This is a genomic window from Streptomyces sp. NPDC020884, from assembly GCF_044333935.1.
Taxonomy (GTDB): domain Bacteria; phylum Actinomycetota; class Actinomycetes; order Streptomycetales; family Streptomycetaceae; genus Streptomyces.
The window spans coordinates 729195-750625 of sequence record NZ_JBIRRY010000002.1; the positions used below are offsets into that span (position 1 = coordinate 729195).

The following is a 21431-nucleotide window of genomic DNA, read 5'->3' on the forward strand; positions in this document are numbered from 1 at the left end:
GCCCGACGGCTCCGCGCCGACCCCTACCGCTCGCCCAGCGCCTGCCGGGGCGGTGTCTCGGGGGCGGTGAGCAGCCGCGGGGTGAGCGCGCCGCAGGGGAGGAGGTCCACCTCTCCCCCGGCGTCACGCAGGTCGGTCAGCACCAGCTCGTCGTACATCAGCAGCCCCGACTGCTCGGGCCACAGGATCGCCCAGAGCCACAGGCCCCGCGCCTCGCCCGCGAAGACGGCGCGGTCCTCGGGGGCGTTCTTGACGTGCCAGAGGGGGGTGGGGCGGCCGGCGGCATGGACCTTGGCGTCGGGGGCGGAGTCGACGTTCAGGTGGCGGCCGGGGTCCGGGCCCTCGATTCCGGCGTACCGGGCGCCGAGTCCGACGCCCAGCTCCTCGGCGACGAGCAGCAGCTCACCCATTCCACCCAGCGGGCCGGGCCCGGAGCAGGCCACGGCGCTGGCGCGGCCGCCGCTCCGGTCGTCGCCCACGCTGGCGACACCGGTGAAGAGCCAGCCCACGGGGAGCGGCCAGGGCATCCAGACGGGGACCTGCGCGCGGTGCACCACGACGCCGAGCGCCTCGACGCTCGGCGGGATGAGCGGCTGCATCGGATGGACCGGGCCGTGCACGGAGCACTGCCAGGCGTCGGCGAAGAGACCGGGCGCCCTGACCCGGCCACCGCACTTCGGGCAACTGGGTTCGCCCCTCATAGGCACCAACCGTCCTCCCCGCCGGTCCCCGCGTCAAGGACGATCACCCGTCCGCAGCGTGGCCCTGACCGGGGAAAATAGATGTAGCTTGCATTTATTAGATCGCCTAACTTATTCTGTGCATAACGCATCGATCCGGCGCGGCAGAAGTCCGGAGCGGCCGGAGAAGAAGGAGAGAACCCATGCAGGGAGAGGATCCGTTCGACGACGGGGCGGCGGCGACCAGCATCCTGCGCCAGCCGAAGGCCGTCTGGGCCACGGCGGGCGCCTCGGTGGTGGCCTTCATGGGGATCGGCCTGGTGGACCCGATCCTGCCGTCGATCGCCCAGGGGCTGGACGCCTCGCCGAGTCAGGTGTCCCTGCTGTTCACCTCGTACTTCCTGATCACCGCCTTCGCGATGCTGGTCACCGGCTTCGTCTCCAGCCGCATCGGAGGCCGCAGGACCCTGCTGGCGGGCCTCGCGCTCGTCATCGCCTTCGCCGCGCTCTCCGGCACCTCGTCCTCCGTCGCCGAACTGGTCGGCTTCCGGGCCGGCTGGGGTCTGGGCAACGCCCTCTTCGTCTCCACCGCCCTCGCGGTGATCGTGGGGGCGGCGGCGGGCGGCAGCGCGGCGGCGATCCTGCTCTACGAGTCGGCGCTCGGCCTCGGCATGGCGTGCGGGCCCCTGCTCGGCGCGCTGCTGGGGGACGCCAGCTGGCGCTACCCGTTCTTCGGTACGGCGGCGCTGATGGCGATCGGCTTCCTCTGCATCGCGCTGTTCCTCAAGGAGCAGCCGAAGCCCGCCCGCAGGACCTCCCTGCTCGATCCCGTGAAGGCGCTCGGACACCGCGGGCTGGCCTCGGTGGCGACCTCGGCGTTCTTCTACAACTACGCGTTCTTCACGATCCTGGCCTTCACGCCGTTCGTGCTGAACATGACCCCGTACAAGTCGGGCGCGGTCTTCTTCGCCTGGGGTCTGCTGCTCGCCGTCTTCTCCGTGCTGGTCGCCCCGCGCCTCCAGCGGCGCTTCGGCTCGCTCAAGGTGCTCGGGGCCTCGCTCGTGCTGCTCGCCGTCGACCTGCTGGTCCTCGGGTACGGGAGCCACGGCACGGCCGTCGTCGCCACGATCGTCTCCGGCGCGTTCATCGGCATGAGCAACACCGTCTTCACCGAGCTGGCCCTCGGGGTCTCGGACGCGCCGCGCCCGGTGGCGAGCGCCGGATACAACTTCGTCCGCTGGTTCGCCGCGGCGGCCGCCCCCTTCCTCGCCCCGAAGATCGAGGAGTGGAGCGACGTCCACATCCCGTTCGCGGTGGCCGCGCTCGCCGCCCTCGTCGGAGCGGCCGTCGTGGGCGTACGGCGAACGGCGCTGACCCACGACGCAGAGGAGCTGGAGCCGGTCCACGCCACGCAGGACGGCGTCGCGGTCTTCGCCGACTAGTCGGGCCAGGGCGGTCCGGGAGCGGTCAGTCCAGCGGCACGGACGTGCGCAGCGGGTCGCGCAGGTCCGTACCGTGCGTCAGCCACCGCTCCTGGAGCTCCTGCGCACCGCGCACCCGCTTCCAGGCGGCCTCGTTGCGCGTCATCGGCAGCAGCGGCAGGAAGCGCACCGGATCCATCGGCTCGTCCAGCTCCAGGTCCTCCACCAGCCCGCCGGACTCCGCCACCAGCACCGAGGTGAACGGCGCCCCGGTCCACAGCGGATCGCCCACGTCGAGCGAGGCGCCGGCGGCCACGATCAACCCCTCGACCTGGGGGGATGCGGCCAGCACGGCGAGCGGGCGCAACACCTGGTCGGTGTCGGCGAGCCCTCCCCGCACGGACAGGATCAGCTCGGCGCGGGGGCCCTTCACCGGATCGGCGAGCGGCGAGGTGGGGTCGGCCATCGGCTGCCCGGACATACCGAGCGTCGCGTAGCGCACCACGTCGCCGTCGAGGAAGCGCAGCACCTCGATGCGGTCGGTGCCCAGGAACGTCACATCGGCGCGGGCGTCCGGTTCCCCGAGGGCGGACCGGAGCCGAGCCTCGACCAGAGCGAGAATGTCTTCCATCCCGCGAGCATAGATCGCGTAGGGAATGGGCAAAGTACGGGATTGGGCCTTGGGCGGCTGATAGCCTGGCCGCCGGTCGGGACAGCACGCAGAAGCGTTGCTCTTCTTCGTCCCGACGACACGTCGTCCCCCACGGGGGACCGGCCGGAGGAGGTGGGGACTGCCATGGATCCAAGTCGACCGTGCAGTACCAACCGCTCTTCCGTGCCTCGCATTTCCCGTTGATCCGACGCCTCGTCGGTCGTCCCGGGCCGACACCGCCGTTGTGTCCGGACGACTCCCCGACAGCAGTTCGCGCGACGGAAGAGCCCTTCGTTTTTGCCTGTCTGTAGCGAACGCCGTCATCGCGCCCGCGCGGTGCCGCCCGCTTTGCGGACGTGAGCCCACGTCCCCATTCCGGGCTGTTCCACGCCCTCGCCGACGGCCCTCCGTGAAGGAGCCAGCCATGTCGATGATCCGTGACCTGCGCGCCGCCGTGCGCCCGTCCCTGCGCCCGTCCCTCCGTAAGAACAGCGCCCCCTACAGCGCGTACGACGCCACCCGCGACCCGTCCGCCTCCAGCGCCGTCGTCGACTGCGCCGTCTACCGCGACGGCCGCCGGCTGGTGACGCCCGCGACCCCGACGCCGCACGAGGCGATGCTCCAGGTGCGGGAGGAGGGCGGCTTCGCGTGGATCGGCCTGCACGAGCCGACGGAGGCCGAATTCGCGGGAATCGCCCGGGAGTTCGGGCTGCACCCGCTGGCCGTCGAGGACGCCGTCCACGCCCACCAGCGGCCCAAGCTGGAGCGGTACGACGACACGCTGTTCACCGTCTTCAAGACGATCCACTACGTGGAGCACGCCGAACTGACCGCGACCAGCGAGGTCGTGGAGACCGGCGAGGTGATGTGCTTCACCGGCCGGGACTTCGTCATCACGGTCCGGCACGGCGGCCAGGGTTCGCTGCGCGCCCTGCGCCACCGTCTCCAGGACGATCCGGAGCTGCTCGCCAAGGGCCCGTCCGCCGTCCTGCACGCCATCGCCGACCATGTGGTCGACGGGTACATCGCGGTGGCCGAGGCGGTGCAGGACGATATCGACGAGGTGGAGATCGATGTCTTCTCCACCCCCGCCAAGGGCACCCCGCGCGGTTCGGACGCGGGCCGGATCTACCAGCTCAAGCGGGAGGTGCTGGAGTTCAAGCGGGCCGTCTCACCACTCCTGCGGCCCATGCAGCTGCTGAGCGAGCGCCCGATGCGGCTGGTCGACCCCGACATCCAGAAGTACTTCCGCGACGTCGCCGACCACCTCGCCCGGGTCCAGGAGGAGGTCCTCGGCTTCGACGAGTTGCTGAACTCGATCCTCCAGGCGAATCTGGCGCAGGCGACCGTCACGCAGAACGAGGACATGCGCAAGATCACCTCCTGGGCGGCGATCATCGCCGTGCCGACGATGATCTGCGGCGTCTACGGCATGAACTTCGACTACATGCCCGAGCTGGAGTGGAAGTACGGCTATCCGCTGGTGCTCGGCGTCATCGGAGCGGTCTGCTTCTCCATCCACCGCATCCTCAAGCGCAACGGCTGGCTCTGAGCGGTGCGGGGGCGGGTGCTGAGTAAGCTCGCGCCCATGACTGATGCCGCCGCGACCGACGCCGCCGCCGACCTGCTGGAGCGGGCCCTCGTCGAGGAGGCCACGAAGAAGTCCGGCCTGGTCTGGGTCCGGGGCTCCGGCCCGGCCCGCGCCCTGTGGCACGTCTGGCACGAGGGCGCGGCGCAGCTGATCGGCGGCGGCCCCGGCGAGCAGCCGCTGCCCGAGGGCCTGGCCGACGGCGGCCGCGCCGAGGTGACCGTACGCAGCAAGGACAAGGGCGGCCGGATCGTCGCCTGGAGCGCGACGGTGGCGTTCCTCGCCCCGCACTCCGAGGAGTGGGAGGCGGCGGTCGCCGAGCTGAAGGGCAAGCGGCTGAACGCCCCGGACGCCGAGTCGATGACGGAGCGGTGGGCGAGGGAATGCACGCTGGTGCGGCTGACGCCCGACACCGTCAGCACCGCGCTGCCGGACACCTCACTGGCGGCCGTCCCGCTGCCGACCCCGGCCACCACCCGGCAGCCGGCCCCGGCGGCGCTCCCCCGGCTGCTCCTGAAGCGTCGCGGGAAGCGCTGAGCCGCCGGGGCGGGACCCGCTCAGCCGTCGGACTTGGGGAGCTGGCCGCCGTAGTCGACGGTGTCGCCCTCCTGGGGGGCCTCCAGGGGGAAGGCCTGCCCCCAGTCGGCCAGTGAGATCGTGCCCCCGCCGCCGCCCCGGGCCACCCGCACCGGATACGGCCGGCCCTCCAGCGAGACGTCGAACGCCCCGCCCTCGCCCTTGCCGCCCAGGATCTGGATGGTGCGCTGTCCCCCGACCGTGTCGCGGCCGCCCTTGTTGACCTTCCCGTGCAGCGCGAGCAGCCCGTCGAGCAGGACTTCCTTGTCGGTGAAACCGCGCAGCCGGCGGTAGCTGGGGTCGCCCTCGGGGACCTTCACGTACTTGCCGCCGAGCTTGTCGGCGGCCGCCGCGTCGGCGGACTCGCCCTTGTCGGCGCTGCCCTCGTGGGTCCAGAACGCGGCGGGCGCCTTGAGGAAGAGCTCGTCCTCGACCCGCAGCAGGGCGAAGCTCTGCTTCTTGGAGGTCACCGAGCCCATGCCGCCCTGCGCGTTGAGCTTCATCTCCAGCCGGTAGGTGCCGCCCTTGCTGACCAGCGTGCCCGACAGCCGCACCGCGTCCGCCGCGCCGGCCGCCGCTCTGGCCTTCTCGTCGATCTCGGCGGCGGAGAGTTTGGCGACGCCGTTGGTCCCCTTGTCCGGGTCCTCCTCCGTGCCGCAGGCGGCCAGGGCCGCGGTGAGCCCTCCGCACAGCACGAGAGCGAGGGCGGTCCGGCGATGGTTCCGCACGGCCGGGGCAAAAGAGGTCACGGGCGCACTGCCTCTCAACTGCGATCGGGGGTGGCAGACGGCAGCGTACCCGGCAGGCGCGCACCGTCCGGCAGCCAGCCGTACGGCCGGGTCCGCCGGGGCGAGGCGCGGCGGTACGGGCTAGCCTGATCCCGGCGCACGACGGTCCGCGTACGGTGAAACGCGCTGGTCACGAAGAAGGAGGCGGAGCATGGCGGCAGGAGCCCCCAGGGTCTTCGTCTCGCACCTCTCCGGGGTGCCCGTGTTCGATCCGAACGGGGACCAGGTCGGCCGGGTCCGCGACCTGGTGGCGATGTTGCGGGTCGGCGGGCGGCCGCCGCGCATCCTGGGGCTTGTCGTCGAGGTGGTCAGCCGGCGGCGGATCTTCCTGCCGATGACCCGGGTGACCGGCGTCGAGTCCGGCCAGGTCATCACCACCGGTGTGGTCAACATGCGCCGCTTCGAGCAGCGGCCCACCGAGCGGCTCGTCCTCGGTGAGTTCCTCGACCGCCGCGTGACGCTGGTGGAGACCGAGGAGGAGGTCACCGTCCTGGACGTGGCGATCCAGCAGCTGCCCGCCCGCCGGGACTGGGAGATCGACAAGTACTTCGTGCGCAAGGGGCGCGGCGGGGCGCTGCGCCGCAAGGGCGAGACGCTGACGGTGGAGTGGTCGGCGGTCAGCGGCTTCTCGCTGGAGGAGCACGGGCAGGGCGCCGAGAACCTGGTCGCCACGTTCGAACGGCTGCGCCCCGCCGATGTGGCCAACGCCCTGCACCACCTCTCCCCCAAGCGCCGGGTCGAGGTGGCCGCCGCGCTGGACGACGACCGGCTCGCCGACGTCCTGGAGGAGCTGCCCGAGGACGACCAGGTGGAGATCCTCGGCAAGCTCAAGGAGGAGCGGGCCGCCGACGTCCTGGAGGCGATGGACCCCGACGACGCGGCCGACCTGCTCTCGGAGCTGCCCGAGGAGGACAAGGAGCGGCTGCTGACCCTGATGCGTCCGGACGACGCCGCCGATGTGCGCCGCCTGATGGCCTACGAGGAGCGCACGGCGGGCGGTCTGATGACGACCGAGCCGATCGTGCTGCGCCCGGACGCCACGGTGGCCGACGCGCTGGCCCGGGTCCGGCAGGCGGACCTGTCGCCGGCGCTCGCCGCCCAGGTGTACGTCTGCCGCTCCCCCGACGAGACGCCGACCGGCAAGTACCTGGGCACCGTGCACTTCCAGCGGCTGCTGCGCGACCCGCCGTTCACCCTGGTCAGCTCCATCGTCGACAGCGACCTGGTGCCGCTGCCCCCGGACACCCCGCTGCCGACGGTGACCAGCTATCTCGCCGCGTACAACCTGGTCTCGGCGCCCGTCGTGGACGAGAGCGGTTCGCTGCTGGGCGCGGTGACCGTGGACGACGTCCTGGACCACCTGCTCCCCGAGGACTGGCGCGAGACCGACTTCCACGGCGAGGAGGGGATCCGCCATGGCCGGTGAGGAGCGGGCGAAGGCGGCCTCCACGGGCGCCTCCGGCCTGATGCGCCCGCCGCGGACCCGGCTCGACCAGCCGAAGTCGCCGCGGCGCAGGCTGCTGCCGGAGTACGACCCGGAGGCCTTCGGCCGGGTCTCCGAGCGGATCGCGCGGTTCCTGGGGACCGGACGGTTCATCGTCTGGATGACGCTGATCATCATCGTCTGGGTGGTGTGGAACATCTACGCGCCCAAGGATCTGCGCTGGGACGAGTACCCGTTCATCTTCCTGACCCTGATGCTCTCGCTCCAGGCCTCGTACGCGGCCCCGCTGATCCTGCTCGCGCAGAACCGGCAGGACGACCGGGACCGGGTCACGCACGAGCAGGACCGCAAGCAGAACGAGCGTTCCATCGCCGACACCGAATACCTCAGCCGGGAGATCGCGGCGCTGCGGATGGGCCTCGGCGAGGTCGCCACCCGCGACTGGATCCGCTCCGAACTCCAGGACATGGTGAGGGACATGGAGGACCGCCAGATCCTCCTCACATCCGAGAGTGACGAAGGCGACCGCTGACGCGCTACCCGCCCGTAGGGCTCCGCGCCGTAACATCGTCGGTATGGCTACGGAAGACACGGTGCTTGAAGCACTGTCGACAGTGAACGACCCGGAGATCCACCGCCCGATCACCGAGCTGGGCATGGTGAAGTCGGTCGAGATCGATCCTGACGGTGTAGTCGCTGTCACGGTCTATCTCACGGTCTCCGGTTGCCCGATGCGGGAAACGATCACCCGGAACGTGACCGAGGCGGTCGCCCGGGTCGAGGGCGTCTCGCGGGTCGAGGTGACCCTCGACGTCATGAGCGACGAGCAGCGCAAGGACCTGGCGAGCTCGCTGCGCGGCGGCACCGCCGAGCGGGAGGTGCCCTTCGCCCAGCCCGGCTCGCTGACCCGGGTGTACGCGGTCGCCTCCGGCAAGGGAGGCGTCGGCAAGTCCTCGGTGACGGTGAACCTCGCGGCGGCGATGGCGGCCGACGGGCTGAAGGTCGGGGTCGTGGACGCGGACATCTACGGGCACAGCGTGCCCCGGATGCTCGGCGCGGACGGCAAGCCCACCCAGGTCGAGAACATGATCATGCCGCCGTCCGCGCACGGCGTGAAGGTCATCTCCATCGGCATGTTCACCCCGGGCAACGCGCCCGTGGTGTGGCGCGGTCCGATGCTGCACCGAGCGCTCCAGCAGTTCCTCGCCGATGTGTACTGGGGCGACCTGGACGTCCTGCTGCTCGACCTGCCGCCGGGCACCGGCGACATCGCGATCTCGGTGGCGCAGCTCGTGCCGAACGCCGAGATCCTGGTCGTCACGACCCCGCAGCAGGCGGCGGCCGAGGTCGCCGAGCGGGCCGGCTCGATCGCCGTACAGACCCACCAGAAGATCGTCGGCGTGGTGGAGAACATGTCGGGCATGCCGTGCCCGCACTGCGACGAGATGGTCGACGTGTTCGGCTCGGGCGGCGGCGCCCGGGTCGCCGAGGGGCTGACCCGCACGGTCGGCGCCGAGGTGCCGGTGCTCGGCTCGATCCCGATCGACGTGCGGCTGCGCGAGGGCGGCGACGAGGGCAAGCCGGTCGTCCTGTCCGACCCCGACTCCCCGGCCGGCAGCGCGCTGCGGTCGATCGCCCAGAAGCTGGGCGGGCGTCAGCGCGGTCTTTCGGGCATGTCGCTGGGGATCACCCCGCGCAACAAGTTCTGACGCCGGTCACGGCGGACTGAGCGGAAAGGGCGGGCCGGTGGTCGTCCGGCCCGCCCTGTCCGCCGTCACCCGCGCGCGGGTGACCCCGCTACGCGTACGTCTCGATGTCCTTGATGGCCGCGAAGCCGAGACCGTACGCGCTCATTCCCCGCCCGTACGCCCCGATGTGCACGCCCTCGTGGGCGGATCCCGCGAGGACCCAGCCGAACTCGGACTCGCGGTAGTGGAACTCCACCGGCACCCCGTCCACCGGCAGGGAGAGCGTCGACCAGGGCTCGCTGCCGAGGTCGTCGGCGAGGGTGAACGCCGTCTCGGTCTGCTGGTCCAGCCAGTCGTCGCGCAGGGAGTGGTCCATCTGCGGCGGCCAGGTGTACGCCAGCAGGCCGGAGCCCGCGAGCCAGGCCGCCGAGGACACCGTGGTGGCGTCCAGCACGCCCGTGCCGTCCCCGCTGCGCCGCACCGGGCTCGCGGCCACGGTGATCACCGCCGCGAACCGTTCCTTGTCGGCGGAGCCGTCCGTCTTCACGGAGGGCTCGTCGCCGTGGCCGACCGACCCGTGCTGGACCGTGCCGTCCGCCGCGGTGCCGACCTGCATCGGCCAGCGCGGGCCGGTGAAGGCCTCGTCCAGCCCGTACCAGGGGAAGCTCGCCTCCCGGTAGCCGTCGACGGTACGCCGGGCCGCCGGCCTTACCTCCGCCGTGGCCGTGCCCGGGACACCGTCCGCATCAATCCGACTCGTCGTCTCCATCTGCGCGGCCGCCTCCTCGATCAGTCATGATCCGGAGCGGCCCGCCCCCCGCGGGCTTGGGCGTCCTCGCAACCGGACAGATGGAGAATAGCCATACCGTCCGGGCGAGTCGGGATTGACCGGGGTCAGGTGGCGTCTGCGTCGAACGGCGGGCGCTCGGGCTGAGCCTGCGGCGGAGTCTTCTTCAGCAGGTCAGGAGCGGTGTCGCCGGTCTTGGTGAGGCTGGTCGACGGGCCGTCCGCCGACGCGCCCGCAGAGCCGTTCGCCGCGCTGTTGGCGGTATCGGACGCGGTCGAGGCGCGCCCGTTGACCGCGTCGGTGACGTCGGCCATCTCCTTGCGCAGGTCGAAGCTCTCGCGGATCTCCTTCAGCCCCAGGTCGTCGTCGCCGTCCATCAGCTGCTTGCGGACGAACGTCTTGGGGTTGAGGTCCTCGAACTCGAAGTCCTTGAACTGCGGGCCCAGCTCCGTGCGGATGTCTTCCTTGGCACTGTCCGAGAACTCGCGGATCTTACGGATGGTGCGGGTGACGTCCTGGATCAGCTTGGGCAGCTTGTCGGGGCCGAAGACCAGCACGGCCAGCACTCCGAGCGTCAACAGCTCCAGTGCGCCTATGTCATTGAACACCTTGCTGCTCCTCGTGTTCTCCGCGTGTTCTCCGTGCGATCGCGGCCCAGGTCCTTCCGCTGCCCGGACCGCTCAAAGGTACCTGCCGAAGGTGTCCGGGCGGTACCTCACGGCGGCCGCCGAACAGACGGCCCTCAGCCTCCGCTCGCCGAGCCGAGCGTCAGGGTCACCGTCCGCTCCTCGCCGCCCCGGGTCAGCTTGAGGTCGAGGTCGTCACCCGGCCGGTGGGCGCGGATCTTCACGATCAGCTCCTCGCCGCTGTGCACCCGCTGGCCCTCGACCTGGGTGATGATGTCGCCGGACTTGATGCCCGCCTTGGCCGCGGGCCCGTCCTTCGCGACGGCGGGTGTGCCGTCGGCGCCCTTCGTGCCGACCTTGGCCCCGTCGCCGGTGTACTTCATGTCCAGCGTGACGCCGATGACCGGGTGGGTGGCCCGGCCGGTGCTGATCAGCTCCTCGGCGACGCGCTTGCCCTGGTTGATGGGTATCGCGAAGCCGAGGCCGATGGAGCCGGACTGGCCGCCCGCCTCGGGGCCCCGGGCGCTGTCGGCCGCGCGGATGGCGCTGTTGATGCCGATGACATGGGCCTGGGTGTCGACCAGCGGTCCGCCGGAGTTGCCCGGGTTGATCGGGGCGTCGGTCTGGAGGGCGTCGACGTAGCTGATGTCGCTGCCGTCGCCCTTCTCGCCGCCCGCGGTGATCGGCCGCTGCTTGGCGCTGATGATGCCCGAGGTCACCGTGTTGGACAGGTCGAAGGGCGCGCCGATGGCCACCACCGGGTCGCCGACCTGGACGTTGTCGGAGTTGCCCAGGGGCAGAGGCTTGAGCCCGGAGACCCCGCGGACCCTGACGACCGCGAGGTCGTAGCCGCTGTCCTTGCCGACGAGCTCGGCGGAGGCCGTCTCGCCGCTGCTGAACGTCACGGTGATGTCCCCGCTGGACCCGGCCGGGGCGACGACGTGGTTGTTGGTGAGGATGTGGCCCTGGCCGTCCAGGACGAAGCCGGTGCCCGTGCCGGACTCGGCGGTGCCGCTGACGTGCAGGGTGACCACGCTGGGCAGGGCGCTGGCGGCGATGCCCGCGACGCTCTCGGGGGCCCGGTCGCCACCGTCGCGGCTCGCCTGCGGCAGCTCGACGGTGGTCAGCCCGCCGTTGCGCTCGACGTACGCGCCGACCCCGCCGCCGATGCCGCCGGCGACCAGGGTCAGCAGGAGCGCCCCCATGAAGGCCCCGCCCCGGCGCTTCTTCCTGCGGCCGGGGTCCCCGCCCTCGGGAGGCCCCGGCCGGGACAGCGGCTGTCCCGGAGCGCCCCACGGGTCGTACTGGAGCCACTGCGTGTGCTGCTGCGGTCCCGGCGCCGGGTGCGGTGTCCCCTGCTGCCCGGTGGCGCCCTGCGGCGGCTGCGGTACGTGAGCCGTGTGGGCGGAGGGAGCCGTGGGCTGGGCCTGTGCGGGGGGCTGTGCCTGTGCGGGGTGCTGCGGGGGTGCGAAGCCGTCGCCCGGCGCGGGCTGCGGGAGCACGAAGTCGTCGGCGGGCCGGCCGTGCGGGGGCGTGAAGCCGTCGCCCGGCGCGGGCTGCGGTGCCGGGGCCGCTGCGGGGGCCGGGATTCCGGTGCCGTCCGTCGCGGCGTACTGCGGGGGCGGGGGCACGGCCCCCGACGGTACGACGGTGCCGTGCGCCGGGGTCGGCCGCTGCACCGGCGGAGCGGGCGCCCAGGGACCGGGGCCGCCGTAGGGCGGGGTGCTGTACTCGTCGGGCTCGTGCAGCGGCTGCCCGGCCGGGCGGGGGCGCGGGACCTCCTGACCGCCGTGCTCCTCCGGCCGGCCGGAGGCGTCGGAAGGCGGAGCCTGGTCCGGCGCCGCCACCGGGGCCGCCGGCTCACGGTCCTCGGTCACCGGAGCGTCCGACGGGGCCGTCGGCCCGCTGTCCGGCTCCGCGCGGTCGGCACGCCCCGCCGTGGGGCGGCTCCACCACTTCGCCTGCGGCCCGCTGGGCTTCCCGTCGTCCATGCTCTCCCCGCAACTGGCCTCTGCACGCCCCACAGAGGCGTCCCTCACCGGAATTCAACCAGGTTTGCGAATCCCCGCGCAGGGTCCGGTCAGGGCCTGGAGGAAAGCGGGCTCGTCAGATCGTTGGCGGGTGAGCCCGGGAGCGGTCCCGAGGCCACCGACGACGGGGCCGCCTTCGCCGGCGCACCGCTGCCGAGCGCCGCCGCGAGGAGCGGGGTGCCGGACATCGTCGGACGCACCAGCGGTGAGACGGACACATTCAGCACAGGGAGCGTGAAGGGGTGTCCGCCCGAGGACGGGACGCCGAACAGCGGCGGAGCGGCCGACGGCGCGTGCCGGTTCACCGGAGGGGTGACGGCCGGAGCCCCGGGAGCCGTCCCGGTGGGCGACGGAGGCACCCCGTTGGTCCCGGGCCGGGCCGTGCCGGACGCGGGCTGCTCGGCCGCGTGGACGTCGCCGGCCACCGCGCGGGCGCCGCCGCCCCGGCGGCTGGCCGCGTCGGTGCTGTTCTCGCGGGTCTCGGCGTCGAGCGGGGTGACGTTGTTCCCGCTGCCCTCGGCGCGCAGCGGGGATTCGGCGCCGGAGTCCAGCGGCAGGGTGCCGCCCAGCGCGATCGCCGCGAGGGAGACGGCGCTGGCCGCGGCGAACGCGAAGCGCCGGCCGCGCCAGGGTGAGCGGTCCGCGTCGCGGGCCACCTCGTGTATGCGGAAGACCGAGCCGGAACCGGAGCCGCCGGGCAGCACGGCGCCGGAGCCGTGCGTGGCGGGGAGGTACCCGAAGCCGTCCAGGGGGGAGGGCGCGGTGTCGGCGCGGGTGCTGCCGGAGGGCCGCAGCCCGGGGAAGAACTCGTCGGCGAAGGGCCCTCGGCCGCCGAACGGCCCGCCGGGGCCGGCGTCGTCGCTGCCAGGACCCCCGGGAAGGCCCTGTAGCCGGGCCAGGAACCCCTCGGAGGGCGAGGGTGAGGCTGATGTGGCAAAAGCGCTCTTGAGGCGGCGCTGGGCGTCGGCCTCGGCCTTGCACTTGGCGCAGGTCGCCAGGTGGGCCAGGACCCGCTCGCGGGCGTCGTGTTTCAGCTCGCCGTCGACCAGCGCGGCGAGTCGGTCCCCCAGGTGCGCTTCCGCGGGGGTGGGTCCTGTGCCGCTCACGCCGTTCCGACCTCCCCCGCCAGGACCGCGTCCGCCAGGGAGCGCTGCTCGGCGCGGGCCTCGGGCGAACGGTGCTTGAGCGCCTTGCGCAGGTGCGAGCGACCGCGGTGGATCCGGCTGCGGACGGTGCCGAGCTTCACCCCGAGGGTCGCGGCGATCTCCTCGTAGCTGAGGCCCTCGATGTCGCAGAGGACCACGGCCGCACGGAATTCGGGCGCGAGGGTGTCCAGCGCCTGCTGCACGTCGGCGTCGAAGTGGGTGTCGTTGAAAGCCTGCTGCGGGGACGGCTCACGGCTGGGCAGCCGCTCGGCCGCGTCGTCGCCGAGGGAGTCGAAACGGATGCGCTGCTTGCGCCGGACCATGTCCAGGAAGAGATTGGTCGTGATGCGGTGCAGCCAGCCCTCGAAGGTGCCGGGTGTGTACGTCGACAGCGAGCGGAACACCCGGACGAAGACCTCCTGGGTCAGGTCCTCGGCGTCGTGCTGGTTTCCCGTCAGCCGGTAGGCAAGGCGGTACACGCGACCGCTGTGCGTGCTGACGATCTCTTCCCATGAGGGCGGGGTCCACGCCTGAGAATCCGCATCAGAGGCGAAGGTCGCGGTCGGTGCGGAGTCTTCGGAAGAACGGTCAGCAATGTCGGTCACGGATTTCGGCTCGCCGGCCGGCCTGAGAAGACGCCACAGCGCCCTCCTCCGGTCCACAGGCGCAGCCGCACCTCCCCTATCGGCTCTGGTGGTGTCCAGTGGAGCCCCTACCATAGCCACCTCGCCCGTTAGCTCCGGATAAGCCTTTTTCCCTGATGGGGCCGGGCGTCGCCCGGGACTTTCCCGCAGCTCGCCGGTCCGATCCGCGGACCCGGTCACTGCGCTTTCCCCACTCCTTGCACAACGCCCGGTCCCATCTGCGGGTTCCCGGGTCCAGCGGATACAGTCACCGTTGCGCCAACTACGGGGACAGGAGAGGGTCATTACCGCCAACCGGCAGACGAGCTGGGCGTTCGCCGACGCCTTTGTCGCCGAGGACGAAGCACTGCACGGGGCCCGGGAACGGGCTCGTGAGCTGGGGCTTCGCTCGGTGTCACCGGGCACCGGCGCCGCGCTGCGCCTGCTGGCCGCGGCCGCGGACGCCAAAGCGGTGGCGGAGATCGGCACGGGCACCGGCGTGTCCGGCATCTATCTCCTGCACGGAATGCGGCCGGACGGGGTCCTCACCACCGTGGACCCCGAGCCCGAGCGTCAGCAGTTCGCCCGGGAGGCGTTCCGCGAGGCGGGCTTCGCCACGAACCGGGCCCGTTTCATCCCCGGCCGCGCCCTGGACGTCCTGCCCCGGCTCGCGGACGGCGGTTACGACCTCGTCTTCTGCGACGGCGACCGGCTCGAGAGCCTCGATGTGCTCGCTGAATCGTTGCGCCTGCTACGGCCCGGCGGCCTGGTCTGCTTCGAGGGCGTCTTCGCGGACGGCCGCACGGTCGACTCCGCGGCCCAGCCGGCCGAGGTGCTGCGGCTGCGGGAGCTGCTGCGGGCGGTGCGCGAGAGCCAGGAGCTGATGTCGACCCTGCTGCCGGTCGGCGACGGCCTGCTCTGCGCGGTCCGGCGCGGCTGAGCGGCCGCGGAGGCCCCCGACCACCGAACGCACCGCTGCCCGGTACGGAATCCGTACCGGGCAGCGGTGAAGGTGATGGGCGTTCCGCGTCAGCCGACGACCTTCTTCAGCGCGTCGCCGAGGGCATCGGCCTCGTCCGGAGTCAGCTCGACAACAAGCCGACCGCCGCCTTCGAGCGGAACGCGCATGACGATGCCCCGCCCCTCCTTTGTCACCTCGAGCGGGCCGTCGCCCGTCCGCGGCTTCATGGCCGCCATGCTCGTTCCCCTTCCTGAAACCAGCTCATCGCAACCGGCGGCCCCATGACAGGCGCTGCCTCACCGGCATCGAACACATTGCTTCTTCGCCATTATCCCGCATCAGGGACCCCGATGACCAACATCGGTCTGCATCGCTTGCGCAACGCGCTCTCTCAAAACCACCCAATTCGGCAATCCGGCTGCGATACTGCGCCGCCCCGGACCCCCAGGTGAGAGCCAATTGTTAGACGCAGGTCACATCACTGCCCCGCCCCGGATCGGCCATGCTTGCCTCCAGTGGCAACGATGCCCGAGCAGCGAGGGGATACCGGAATGGCCGACGAGCCGGCGAACACCGTCCTGTACGACGTGAGCGAGGGTCTCGCGACGATCACGATCAACCGACCCGACGCGATGAACGCGATGAACACCGCGGCGAAGGTCGCGCTCCGGGACGCGCTCCTCGATGCGTCGGCGGACACGGGCGTCCGGGCGGTTCTGCTCACGGCCACCGGGCGCGCCTTCTGCGTCGGCCAGGACCTCAGGGAGCACGTCGCGATGCTCACGGCCGCCCGCGAGGCGGGGATCGGCAACGCGCTCAGCACCGTGCAGGAGCACTACAACCCGATCGTCCGGGCGATCACCGAGATGGCCAAGCCGGTCGTCGCCGGGGTGAACGGCGTCGCGGCCGGGGCCGGGTTCGGTTTCGCCCTCGCGGCCGACTACCGGGTGGTCGCGGACACCGCCTCCTTCAACACCTCGTTCGCGGGCGTCGCACTCACCGCCGACTCGGGCGTGTCCTGGACGCTGCCCCGGCTGATCGGGCAGAGCCGCGCCGCCGATCTGCTGCTCTTCCCGCGTTCGATCTCCGCGCCGGACGCGTACGACCTGGGCCTGGTCAACCGCCTCGTCCCGGCGGCCGAGCTGGCCGAGCAGGCGGCCTCGGTGGCCCGTGCCCTGGCGGCCGGTCCCACGGTGGCGTACGCGGCGCTGAAGGAGTCGATGGCGTACGGCGCCGGGCACACGCTCGCCGAGGCGCTGGAGAAGGAGAACGAACTCCAGACCCGGGCGGGCGCGTCGCAGGACCACACCATCGCGGTGGAGGCGTTCCTGGCCAAGGAGAAGCCGGTCTACCTCGGGAAGTAGCCGCTGCTCAGCGCGGTGCCCTGCCGCCGCCGCGCGCCACGCAGTCCGCGAGGTGGTCGTCGACCAGTCCGCAGGCCTGCATCAGGGCGTAGGCGGTGGTGGGGCCGACGAAGCGGATCGAGCGCTTCTTCAGTGCCTTGGCGAGCGCGGTGGACTCCGGTGTGACGGCCGGGACGTCCGCCAGTGTGCGCGGGGCGGGCCGGCCGGCCGGGTCGGGGGCGTGGGACCAGATCAGCTCGTCCAGCTCCCCGGCCGGCCAGTCGGCGAGCACCTTCGCGTTGGCGAGGGTCGCGTCGACCTTGGCCCTGTTGCGGATGATCCCCGGGTCGGCGAGGAGCCGTTCCCGGTCGGTGTCGGTGAACTTCGCGACGGCCTCGATCCGGAATCCCTCGAAGGCGGTACGGAAGGTCTCGCGGCGGCGCAGGATCGTGATCCAGGAGAGGCCGGACTGGAAGGCCTCCAGACAGAGCCGTTCGAACAGCGCGTCGTCGCCGTGGACCGCCCGGCCCCACTCGGTGTCGTGGTAGTCGAGGTAGTCCTCGGCGGACAGGCCCCATGGGCAGCGCAGCCCGCCGTCGGCAGCTGCGACGGCTCCGCCGCTCATCGGCCGTCCTCCTCGGTGCGGGCCGAGCCGTTCGCCCGGCCGTCCGGCTCCGGGGACCGGTCCCCTGGGTGCTCGAACAGGTCGGTGCCCGTCGTCACCGCGGCCGCCTGCGCCCCGGCCAGGGTGGATTCCAGCTCCGCGATCCGGGCGTCGCGCTCGGCCAGCTCGGCGCCGAGCCGGGACAGCGCCTCGTCGACGTCCGCCATCCGGTAGCCGCGGGGGGCGACCGGCAGGCGCAGCGCCTCGATGTCCGCCCGGCCGACCGGGCGGGTCGCGGGCAGGGGATCGGTGAACCGCTCGGGCGGGACGTCCTGGAGGACCGCGCTCCCACCGCCGCCGACCACCGCGAGGGTGACCGCGGTGACGACCACGACCATCGTGAGCAGCAAGAACCAGAACACGCGCATCTCCCCGGGGGCGGAAACCTCGTCCGGCTCCGATCGTGCCATGCGGCACCGACAGTCGGGGCCCGCCTCGGGAGGCCTTAGGGTCGCAGGCGGGCTATCTGAGGAGGAAAAGCGGGATGCGCAGCGGTGCACTCAGGCTGGGGCGGCGGGAATTCGGGCCGCACGAGCCGGTGATCATGGCGATCGTGAACCGGACCCCGGACTCCTTCTACGACCAGGGCGCCACGTTCCGGGACGAGCCGGCGCTCGCCCGGGTCGAGCAGGCGGTGGCCGAGGGCGCCGCGATCATCGACATCGGCGGGGTGAAGGCCGGCCCCGGCGAGGAGGTGAGCGCCGAGGAGGAGGCGCGCCGCACGGTCGGTTTCGTCGCCGAGGTACGCCGCCGCCACCCGGACGTGGTGATCAGCGTGGACACCTGGCGGCACGACGTGGGCGAGGCGGTCTGCGAGGCCGGGGCGGACCTGCTGAACGACGCGTGGGGCGGGGTGGACCCGAAGCTGGCGGAGGTCGCCGCGCGGTACGGGGCGGGTCTGGTGTGCACGCACGCGGGCGGCGCGGAGCCGCGGACGCGGCCGCACCGGATCGCGTACGAGGACGTGATGGCGGACATCCTGCGGGTGACGGTGGGCCTTGCCGAGCGGGCGGTGGAGCTCGGGGTGCGGCCGGACGCGATCATGATCGATCCGGGCCACGACTTCGGGAAGAACACCCGGCACTCGCTGGAGGCGACGCGGCGGCTCGGGGAGATGGCGGAGACGGGCTGGCCGGTGCTGGTGTCCCTGTCCAACAAGGACTTCGTCGGGGAGACGCTGGACCGGCCGGTGAAGGAGCGCGTCATCGGCACGCTGGCGACGACGGCGGTCTCGGCGTGGCTGGGGGCGCGGGTGTACCGGGTGCACGAGGTGGCGGAGACGCGGCAGGTCCTGGACATGGTGGCGTCCGTGGCCGGGCACCGTCCGCCGGCCGTGGCGCGGCGGGGACTGGCGTAGCGGCCGCCTGGCCGGCGGGCGGGGTCAGGGGCGCTGCCCCTGGACCCCGCTCCTCGATCACCGGAGGGGCCGGGTCCTACCGCCCGACCTCCTTCGTGACCAGCATCACCGCTTCCTCCACGTCGTCCGTCACGTGGAAGAGCAGCAGGTCCTTCTCCGAGGCCTTGCCCTGGGCCACCACCGTGTCGCGGAGCCAGTCGATCAGGCCGCCCCAGTAGGCACTGCCGAACAGGACGATCGGGAAGCGGGTGACCTTGCCGGTCTGGACGAGGGTCAGCGCCTCGAAGAGTTCGTCCAGGGTGCCGAGGCCGCCGGGCAGGACCACGAAGCCCTGGGCGTACTTCACGAACATCGTCTTGCGGACGAAGAAGTAGCGGAAGTTGACGCCGATGTCGACGTGCGGGTTGAGACCCGACTCGAAGGGCAGCTCGATGCCGAGGCCGACCGAGACGCCCTTGGCCTCGCGGGCGCCCTTGTTGGCGGCCTCCATCGCGCCCGGTCCGCCGCCGGTGATCACCGCGAAGCCCGCATCGACCAGTGCCTTGCCGATCGCCACGCCGGCCTCGTACTCCGGCGATCCGTCCGGGGTGCGGGCCGAGCCGAAGACGCTGATCGCGCTCGGCAGTTCGGCGAGCGCGCCGAAGCCCTCGACGAACTCCGACTGGATGCGCATCACCCGCCAGGGGTCGGTGTGCACCCACTCGGAGTCGCCCTCGGAGTCCAGCAGCCGCTGGTCGGTCGTACCGGGCTGGACCTGCTCCCTGCGGCGCAGGACCGGGCCCAGCCACTGCTCCTCGGGGCCGACCGCGCCCTCGGGGATCTCGGCGCCTTCAGGGATCCGTGCGTCCTCGGCGTTGCCCATGTTCCGCTCCCTCCACCGACCTGCGTCGTGCTGGGTCGTGTCGTACTGCGTACGGCCAGCGTAGATCGGCGGAGGTTACGTACGGGGGAATGCCGTGAGTCAGGTGGTCAGCCAGGAGCGCAGCCGGTCCTCGCAGTGGGTGATCTTCGCGACCGCCACGTGCTCGTCGCGCTTGTGGGCGTACATCGGGTCGCCGGGTCCGTAGTTCACCGCGGGGACGCCGAGCGCGCCGAAGCGGGAGACGTCGGTCCAGCCGAACTTGGGCCGGGCGGTGCCGCCGACGGCGGTCATGAACGCCTGGGCGGCGGGGTGCGAGAGGCCGGGCATGGCGGCGCCGGAGTGGTCGTCGATGACGATCCCGTCCACGCCGCAGTCCGCGAAGACCTCGTGGACGTGGGCGATCGCCTCGTCCTCGGTGCGGTCGGGGGCGTAGCGGTAGTTGACGACGACGGTGCAGGCGTCCGGGATGACGTTGGTGGCGACGCCGCCCTCGATGCCGACCGCGTTGAGGCCCTCGTGGTACTCCAGGCCGTCGATGACCGGGCGGCGGGGCTCGTAGGCGGCGAGCTTCGCCAGGATCGGCGCGGCGGCGTGGACGGCGTTGGAGCCCCTCCAGCTGCGTGCGGAGTGGGCCCGCTCCCCCGTCGTCCGCAGGTGGACCCGCAGGGTGCCCTGGCAGCCGCCCTCGACCTCGCCGTCGGAGGGCTCCAGCAGGACGGCGAAGTCTCCGGCGAGCCAGTCGGGGTGGGCGTCGGCGATGTGGCCGAGGCCGTTGAGGTGGGCGGCGACCTCTTCGTTGTCGTAGAAGATGAAGGTCAGGTCGCGGTTGGGCGCGGGGACCGTCGCGGCGATCCGGAGCTGGACGGCCACGCCGGACTTCATGTCGGAGGTCCCGCAGCCCCAGAGGATCCCGTTCCCGTCGAGGCGGGAGGGGACGTTGTCGGCGATCGGCACGGTGTCGATGTGGCCCGCGAGCACGACCCGCTCGGCGCGGCCCAGGTCCGTCCGGGCGACGACGTTGTTGCCGTGCCGGCCGACGGTGAGGTGGGGCAGCGCGCGCAGGGCCGATTCGATCGCGTCGGCGAGGGACTTCTCCTCCCCGCTGACCGAGGGGAAGTCGACGAGCCGCGCGGTGAGCGCCGGTCCGTCCAGGGTGAGGTCAAGGGTGCTGTCGGCCATGGCCCCGACCCTAAGGGACTTGGGTATCGGCCCCGGCCGGGCCCTCCAGTACGGTGGGCCCGTGCCCCGGACAGCCAGCCCCGCCCGCCGCAGCCGCCTCATCCGATGTGCGGCGGCCTTCGCCGTGCTCGCGGCCCTGGGCGGCTATCTGGCCGTGCAGTACGACTCCTCCGGTTCGAAGAACCCGCCCCGCTGCGTCGTGGAGGCCTCCGACGGCGACGGCGGGGGCTCGCACTCGTACGAGATGAGCCTGGCCCAGGCGGTGAACGCGGCGACGATCTCCGCGGTGGGCACCACCCGGGGCATGCCCGAGCGGGCGGTGACGATCGCGCTGGCCACCGCGCTCCAGGAGTCCACCCTCCGCAACATCGACTACGGGGACCGGGACTCGCTGGGGCTGTTCCAGCAGCGCCCCTCGCAGGGCTGGGGCACCCCCGCGCAGCTGATGGACCCGGTCTACTCCTCCGGTGAGTTCTACGACCATCTCGCCGAGGTTCCGGGCTATTCGCGGCTGCCGCTGACCGTGGCCGCGCAGCGCGTGCAGCGCAGCGGTTTCCCGCAGGCGTACGCCAAGCACGAGCCGGACGCCGCGCTGCTGGCCGCCGCGCTGACCGGGCGCAGTCCGGCCGCGCTGAACTGCACCCCCTCGACGGCCACGGCGGACGGTCCGGGGGACGCGGCCCAGGTGCGGGCCGAGCTGGTGCGGGCCTTCGGCAAGGGCGTGCTTCCCGCCGCGAGGACGAGCAGCGCGGGCGCGACCGCCGCCTCGACCGTCTCGGTGCCCGTCCCGGCGACCTCGGCGCGGGCCGAGGACAAGGCCGCGCCGCGGCGCGGCTGGGAGCTGGCGCACTGGGCCGTGGCGCAGTCCGAGGCGCTGCGGATCGAGCGCGTGAGCTACGCGGACCGGGTCTGGGACGCCGGTACGGGCTGGCGGACGGAACGCGCGAAGGGGTCGGAAACGGGCACGGCGGCGGTCAGGATCCAGGTCGCCCGGTAGTTCGACCTGTCACCCGTACG

The 21431-nt window shown here is 72.4% G+C and carries 23 protein-coding genes; 10 read left to right on the top strand and 13 right to left on the bottom strand.

The annotated features are described in order from the left end of the window. Positions 1-23 precede the first annotated feature (23 nt). Complete coding sequence (locus ACH4UK_RS09975; RefSeq protein WP_398355524.1) at positions 24-701, bottom strand: DUF6758 family protein; 678 nt, start codon at positions 699-701, stop codon at positions 24-26. Positions 702-883: 182 nt separating this feature from the next. Here ACH4UK_RS09975 and ACH4UK_RS09980 point away from each other — a divergent pair, with 182 nt between their 5' ends. Further along, positions 884-2122, top strand: a complete 1239-nt coding sequence (locus tag ACH4UK_RS09980) for an MFS transporter (RefSeq protein WP_398355525.1) — start codon at positions 884-886, stop codon at positions 2120-2122. A 25-nt stretch (positions 2123-2147) separates the two neighbouring features. On the opposite strand, the gene ACH4UK_RS09985 is transcribed toward ACH4UK_RS09980, so the two are convergent. Then, the gene (locus tag ACH4UK_RS09985) at positions 2148-2732 is read right to left on the bottom strand and encodes a suppressor of fused domain protein (protein WP_398355526.1); all 585 of its coding nucleotides are present in this window, start codon (positions 2730-2732) and stop codon (positions 2148-2150) included. Between the two features lie 445 nt (positions 2733-3177). Between ACH4UK_RS09985 and ACH4UK_RS09990 the strand changes: the two genes are divergently transcribed. Both ACH4UK_RS09990 and ACH4UK_RS09995 read left to right on the top strand, forming a co-directional pair. Then, positions 3178-4305, top strand: coding sequence for a magnesium and cobalt transport protein CorA (locus ACH4UK_RS09990; protein WP_398355527.1), 1128 nt, complete (start codon positions 3178-3180; stop codon positions 4303-4305). A 36-nt stretch (positions 4306-4341) separates the two neighbouring features. After that, positions 4342-4878 (top strand): hypothetical protein, encoded by a 537-nt coding sequence (locus ACH4UK_RS09995; protein WP_398355528.1) that lies wholly within the window; start codon positions 4342-4344, stop codon positions 4876-4878. 20 nt (positions 4879-4898) lie between these two features. Here the strand turns inward: ACH4UK_RS09995 and ACH4UK_RS10000 are convergent, their stop codons facing one another. Continuing rightward, positions 4899-5666 (bottom strand): hypothetical protein, encoded by a 768-nt coding sequence (locus tag ACH4UK_RS10000; RefSeq protein WP_398355529.1) that lies wholly within the window; start codon positions 5664-5666, stop codon positions 4899-4901. 190 nt (positions 5667-5856) lie between these two features. Between ACH4UK_RS10000 and ACH4UK_RS10005 the strand changes: the two genes are divergently transcribed. Genes ACH4UK_RS10005 through ACH4UK_RS10015 form a run of 3 tightly spaced genes read left to right on the top strand, consistent with a single transcriptional unit; the run spans position 5857 to position 8858 of the window. Next, positions 5857-7131, top strand: a complete 1275-nt coding sequence (locus ACH4UK_RS10005; RefSeq protein WP_398355530.1) for a magnesium transporter MgtE N-terminal domain-containing protein — start codon at positions 5857-5859, stop codon at positions 7129-7131. Next, complete coding sequence (locus ACH4UK_RS10010) at positions 7121-7681, top strand: DUF1003 domain-containing protein (RefSeq protein WP_398355531.1); 561 nt, start codon at positions 7121-7123, stop codon at positions 7679-7681. Before ACH4UK_RS10005 ends, ACH4UK_RS10010 begins: the two co-directional genes overlap by 11 nt. Positions 7682-7724: 43 nt before the next feature. Beyond that, the gene (locus ACH4UK_RS10015; protein ID WP_398355532.1) at positions 7725-8858 is read left to right on the top strand and encodes an Mrp/NBP35 family ATP-binding protein; all 1134 of its coding nucleotides are present in this window, start codon (positions 7725-7727) and stop codon (positions 8856-8858) included. A gap of 88 nt (positions 8859-8946) precedes the next feature. Here the strand turns inward: ACH4UK_RS10015 and ACH4UK_RS10020 are convergent, their stop codons facing one another. From ACH4UK_RS10020 to sigE, 5 genes are all read right to left on the bottom strand, one after another. After that, positions 8947-9606, bottom strand: coding sequence for a hypothetical protein (locus tag ACH4UK_RS10020; RefSeq protein WP_398355533.1), 660 nt, complete (start codon positions 9604-9606; stop codon positions 8947-8949). A 125-nt stretch (positions 9607-9731) separates the two neighbouring features. Next, positions 9732-10232 (bottom strand): sec-independent translocase, encoded by a 501-nt coding sequence (locus ACH4UK_RS10025; protein ID WP_398355534.1) that lies wholly within the window; start codon positions 10230-10232, stop codon positions 9732-9734. 134 nt (positions 10233-10366) lie between these two features. Next, entirely contained in the window at positions 10367-12241 is a 1875-nt protein-coding gene (locus ACH4UK_RS10030) for a trypsin-like peptidase domain-containing protein (RefSeq protein WP_398355535.1), read from the bottom strand. A gap of 89 nt (positions 12242-12330) precedes the next feature. Continuing rightward, positions 12331-13386: a zf-HC2 domain-containing protein gene (locus ACH4UK_RS10035; RefSeq protein ID WP_398355536.1), complete on the bottom strand. Its 1056-nt coding sequence runs from the start codon at positions 13384-13386 to the stop codon at positions 12331-12333. Next, positions 13383-14144 carry an RNA polymerase sigma factor SigE gene (gene sigE, locus ACH4UK_RS10040; RefSeq protein ID WP_398355537.1) on the bottom strand — a complete coding sequence of 254 codons (762 nt, stop codon included), beginning with the start codon at positions 14142-14144 and terminating at the stop codon, positions 13383-13385. Before sigE ends, ACH4UK_RS10035 begins: the two co-directional genes overlap by 4 nt. A gap of 178 nt (positions 14145-14322) precedes the next feature. Here sigE and ACH4UK_RS10045 point away from each other — a divergent pair, with 178 nt between their 5' ends. After that, a complete protein-coding gene (locus tag ACH4UK_RS10045) occupies positions 14323-14988 on the top strand; it encodes an O-methyltransferase (RefSeq protein WP_398355538.1) in 666 nt (221 codons plus the stop codon). Positions 14989-15077: 89 nt separating this feature from the next. On the opposite strand, the gene ACH4UK_RS10050 is transcribed toward ACH4UK_RS10045, so the two are convergent. After that, positions 15078-15245, bottom strand: coding sequence for a DUF3117 domain-containing protein (locus ACH4UK_RS10050; RefSeq protein ID WP_003966491.1), 168 nt, complete (start codon positions 15243-15245; stop codon positions 15078-15080). Between the two features lie 315 nt (positions 15246-15560). On the opposite strand from ACH4UK_RS10050, the gene ACH4UK_RS10055 reads away from it, so the two are divergent. Then, positions 15561-16373 (top strand): enoyl-CoA hydratase/isomerase family protein, encoded by an 813-nt coding sequence (locus tag ACH4UK_RS10055; RefSeq protein WP_398355539.1) that lies wholly within the window; start codon positions 15561-15563, stop codon positions 16371-16373. Between the two features lie 7 nt (positions 16374-16380). Here ACH4UK_RS10055 and ACH4UK_RS10060 read toward each other — a convergent pair whose 3' ends face one another. After that, a complete protein-coding gene (locus ACH4UK_RS10060; RefSeq protein WP_398355540.1) occupies positions 16381-16977 on the bottom strand; it encodes a DNA-3-methyladenine glycosylase I in 597 nt (198 codons plus the stop codon). After that, a complete protein-coding gene (locus ACH4UK_RS10065; protein ID WP_398355719.1) occupies positions 16974-17384 on the bottom strand; it encodes a DivIVA domain-containing protein in 411 nt (136 codons plus the stop codon). Before ACH4UK_RS10065 ends, ACH4UK_RS10060 begins: the two co-directional genes overlap by 4 nt. Before the next feature lie 116 nt (positions 17385-17500). Between ACH4UK_RS10065 and folP the strand changes: the two genes are divergently transcribed. Next, positions 17501-18373: a dihydropteroate synthase gene (gene folP / locus ACH4UK_RS10070; RefSeq protein ID WP_398355541.1), complete on the top strand. Its 873-nt coding sequence runs from the start codon at positions 17501-17503 to the stop codon at positions 18371-18373. Between the two features lie 76 nt (positions 18374-18449). On the opposite strand, the gene ACH4UK_RS10075 is transcribed toward folP, so the two are convergent. Together ACH4UK_RS10075 and dapE are read right to left on the bottom strand one after the other, a co-directional pair. Further along, positions 18450-19235: a TIGR00730 family Rossman fold protein gene (locus ACH4UK_RS10075; RefSeq protein WP_398355542.1), complete on the bottom strand. Its 786-nt coding sequence runs from the start codon at positions 19233-19235 to the stop codon at positions 18450-18452. 99 nt (positions 19236-19334) lie between these two features. Then, positions 19335-20414: a succinyl-diaminopimelate desuccinylase gene (dapE, locus tag ACH4UK_RS10080; protein WP_398355543.1), complete on the bottom strand. Its 1080-nt coding sequence runs from the start codon at positions 20412-20414 to the stop codon at positions 19335-19337. Between the two features lie 61 nt (positions 20415-20475). Here dapE and ACH4UK_RS10085 point away from each other — a divergent pair, with 61 nt between their 5' ends. After that, complete coding sequence (locus ACH4UK_RS10085; RefSeq protein ID WP_398355544.1) at positions 20476-21411, top strand: hypothetical protein; 936 nt, start codon at positions 20476-20478, stop codon at positions 21409-21411. Positions 21412-21431: the final 20 nt, after the last annotated feature.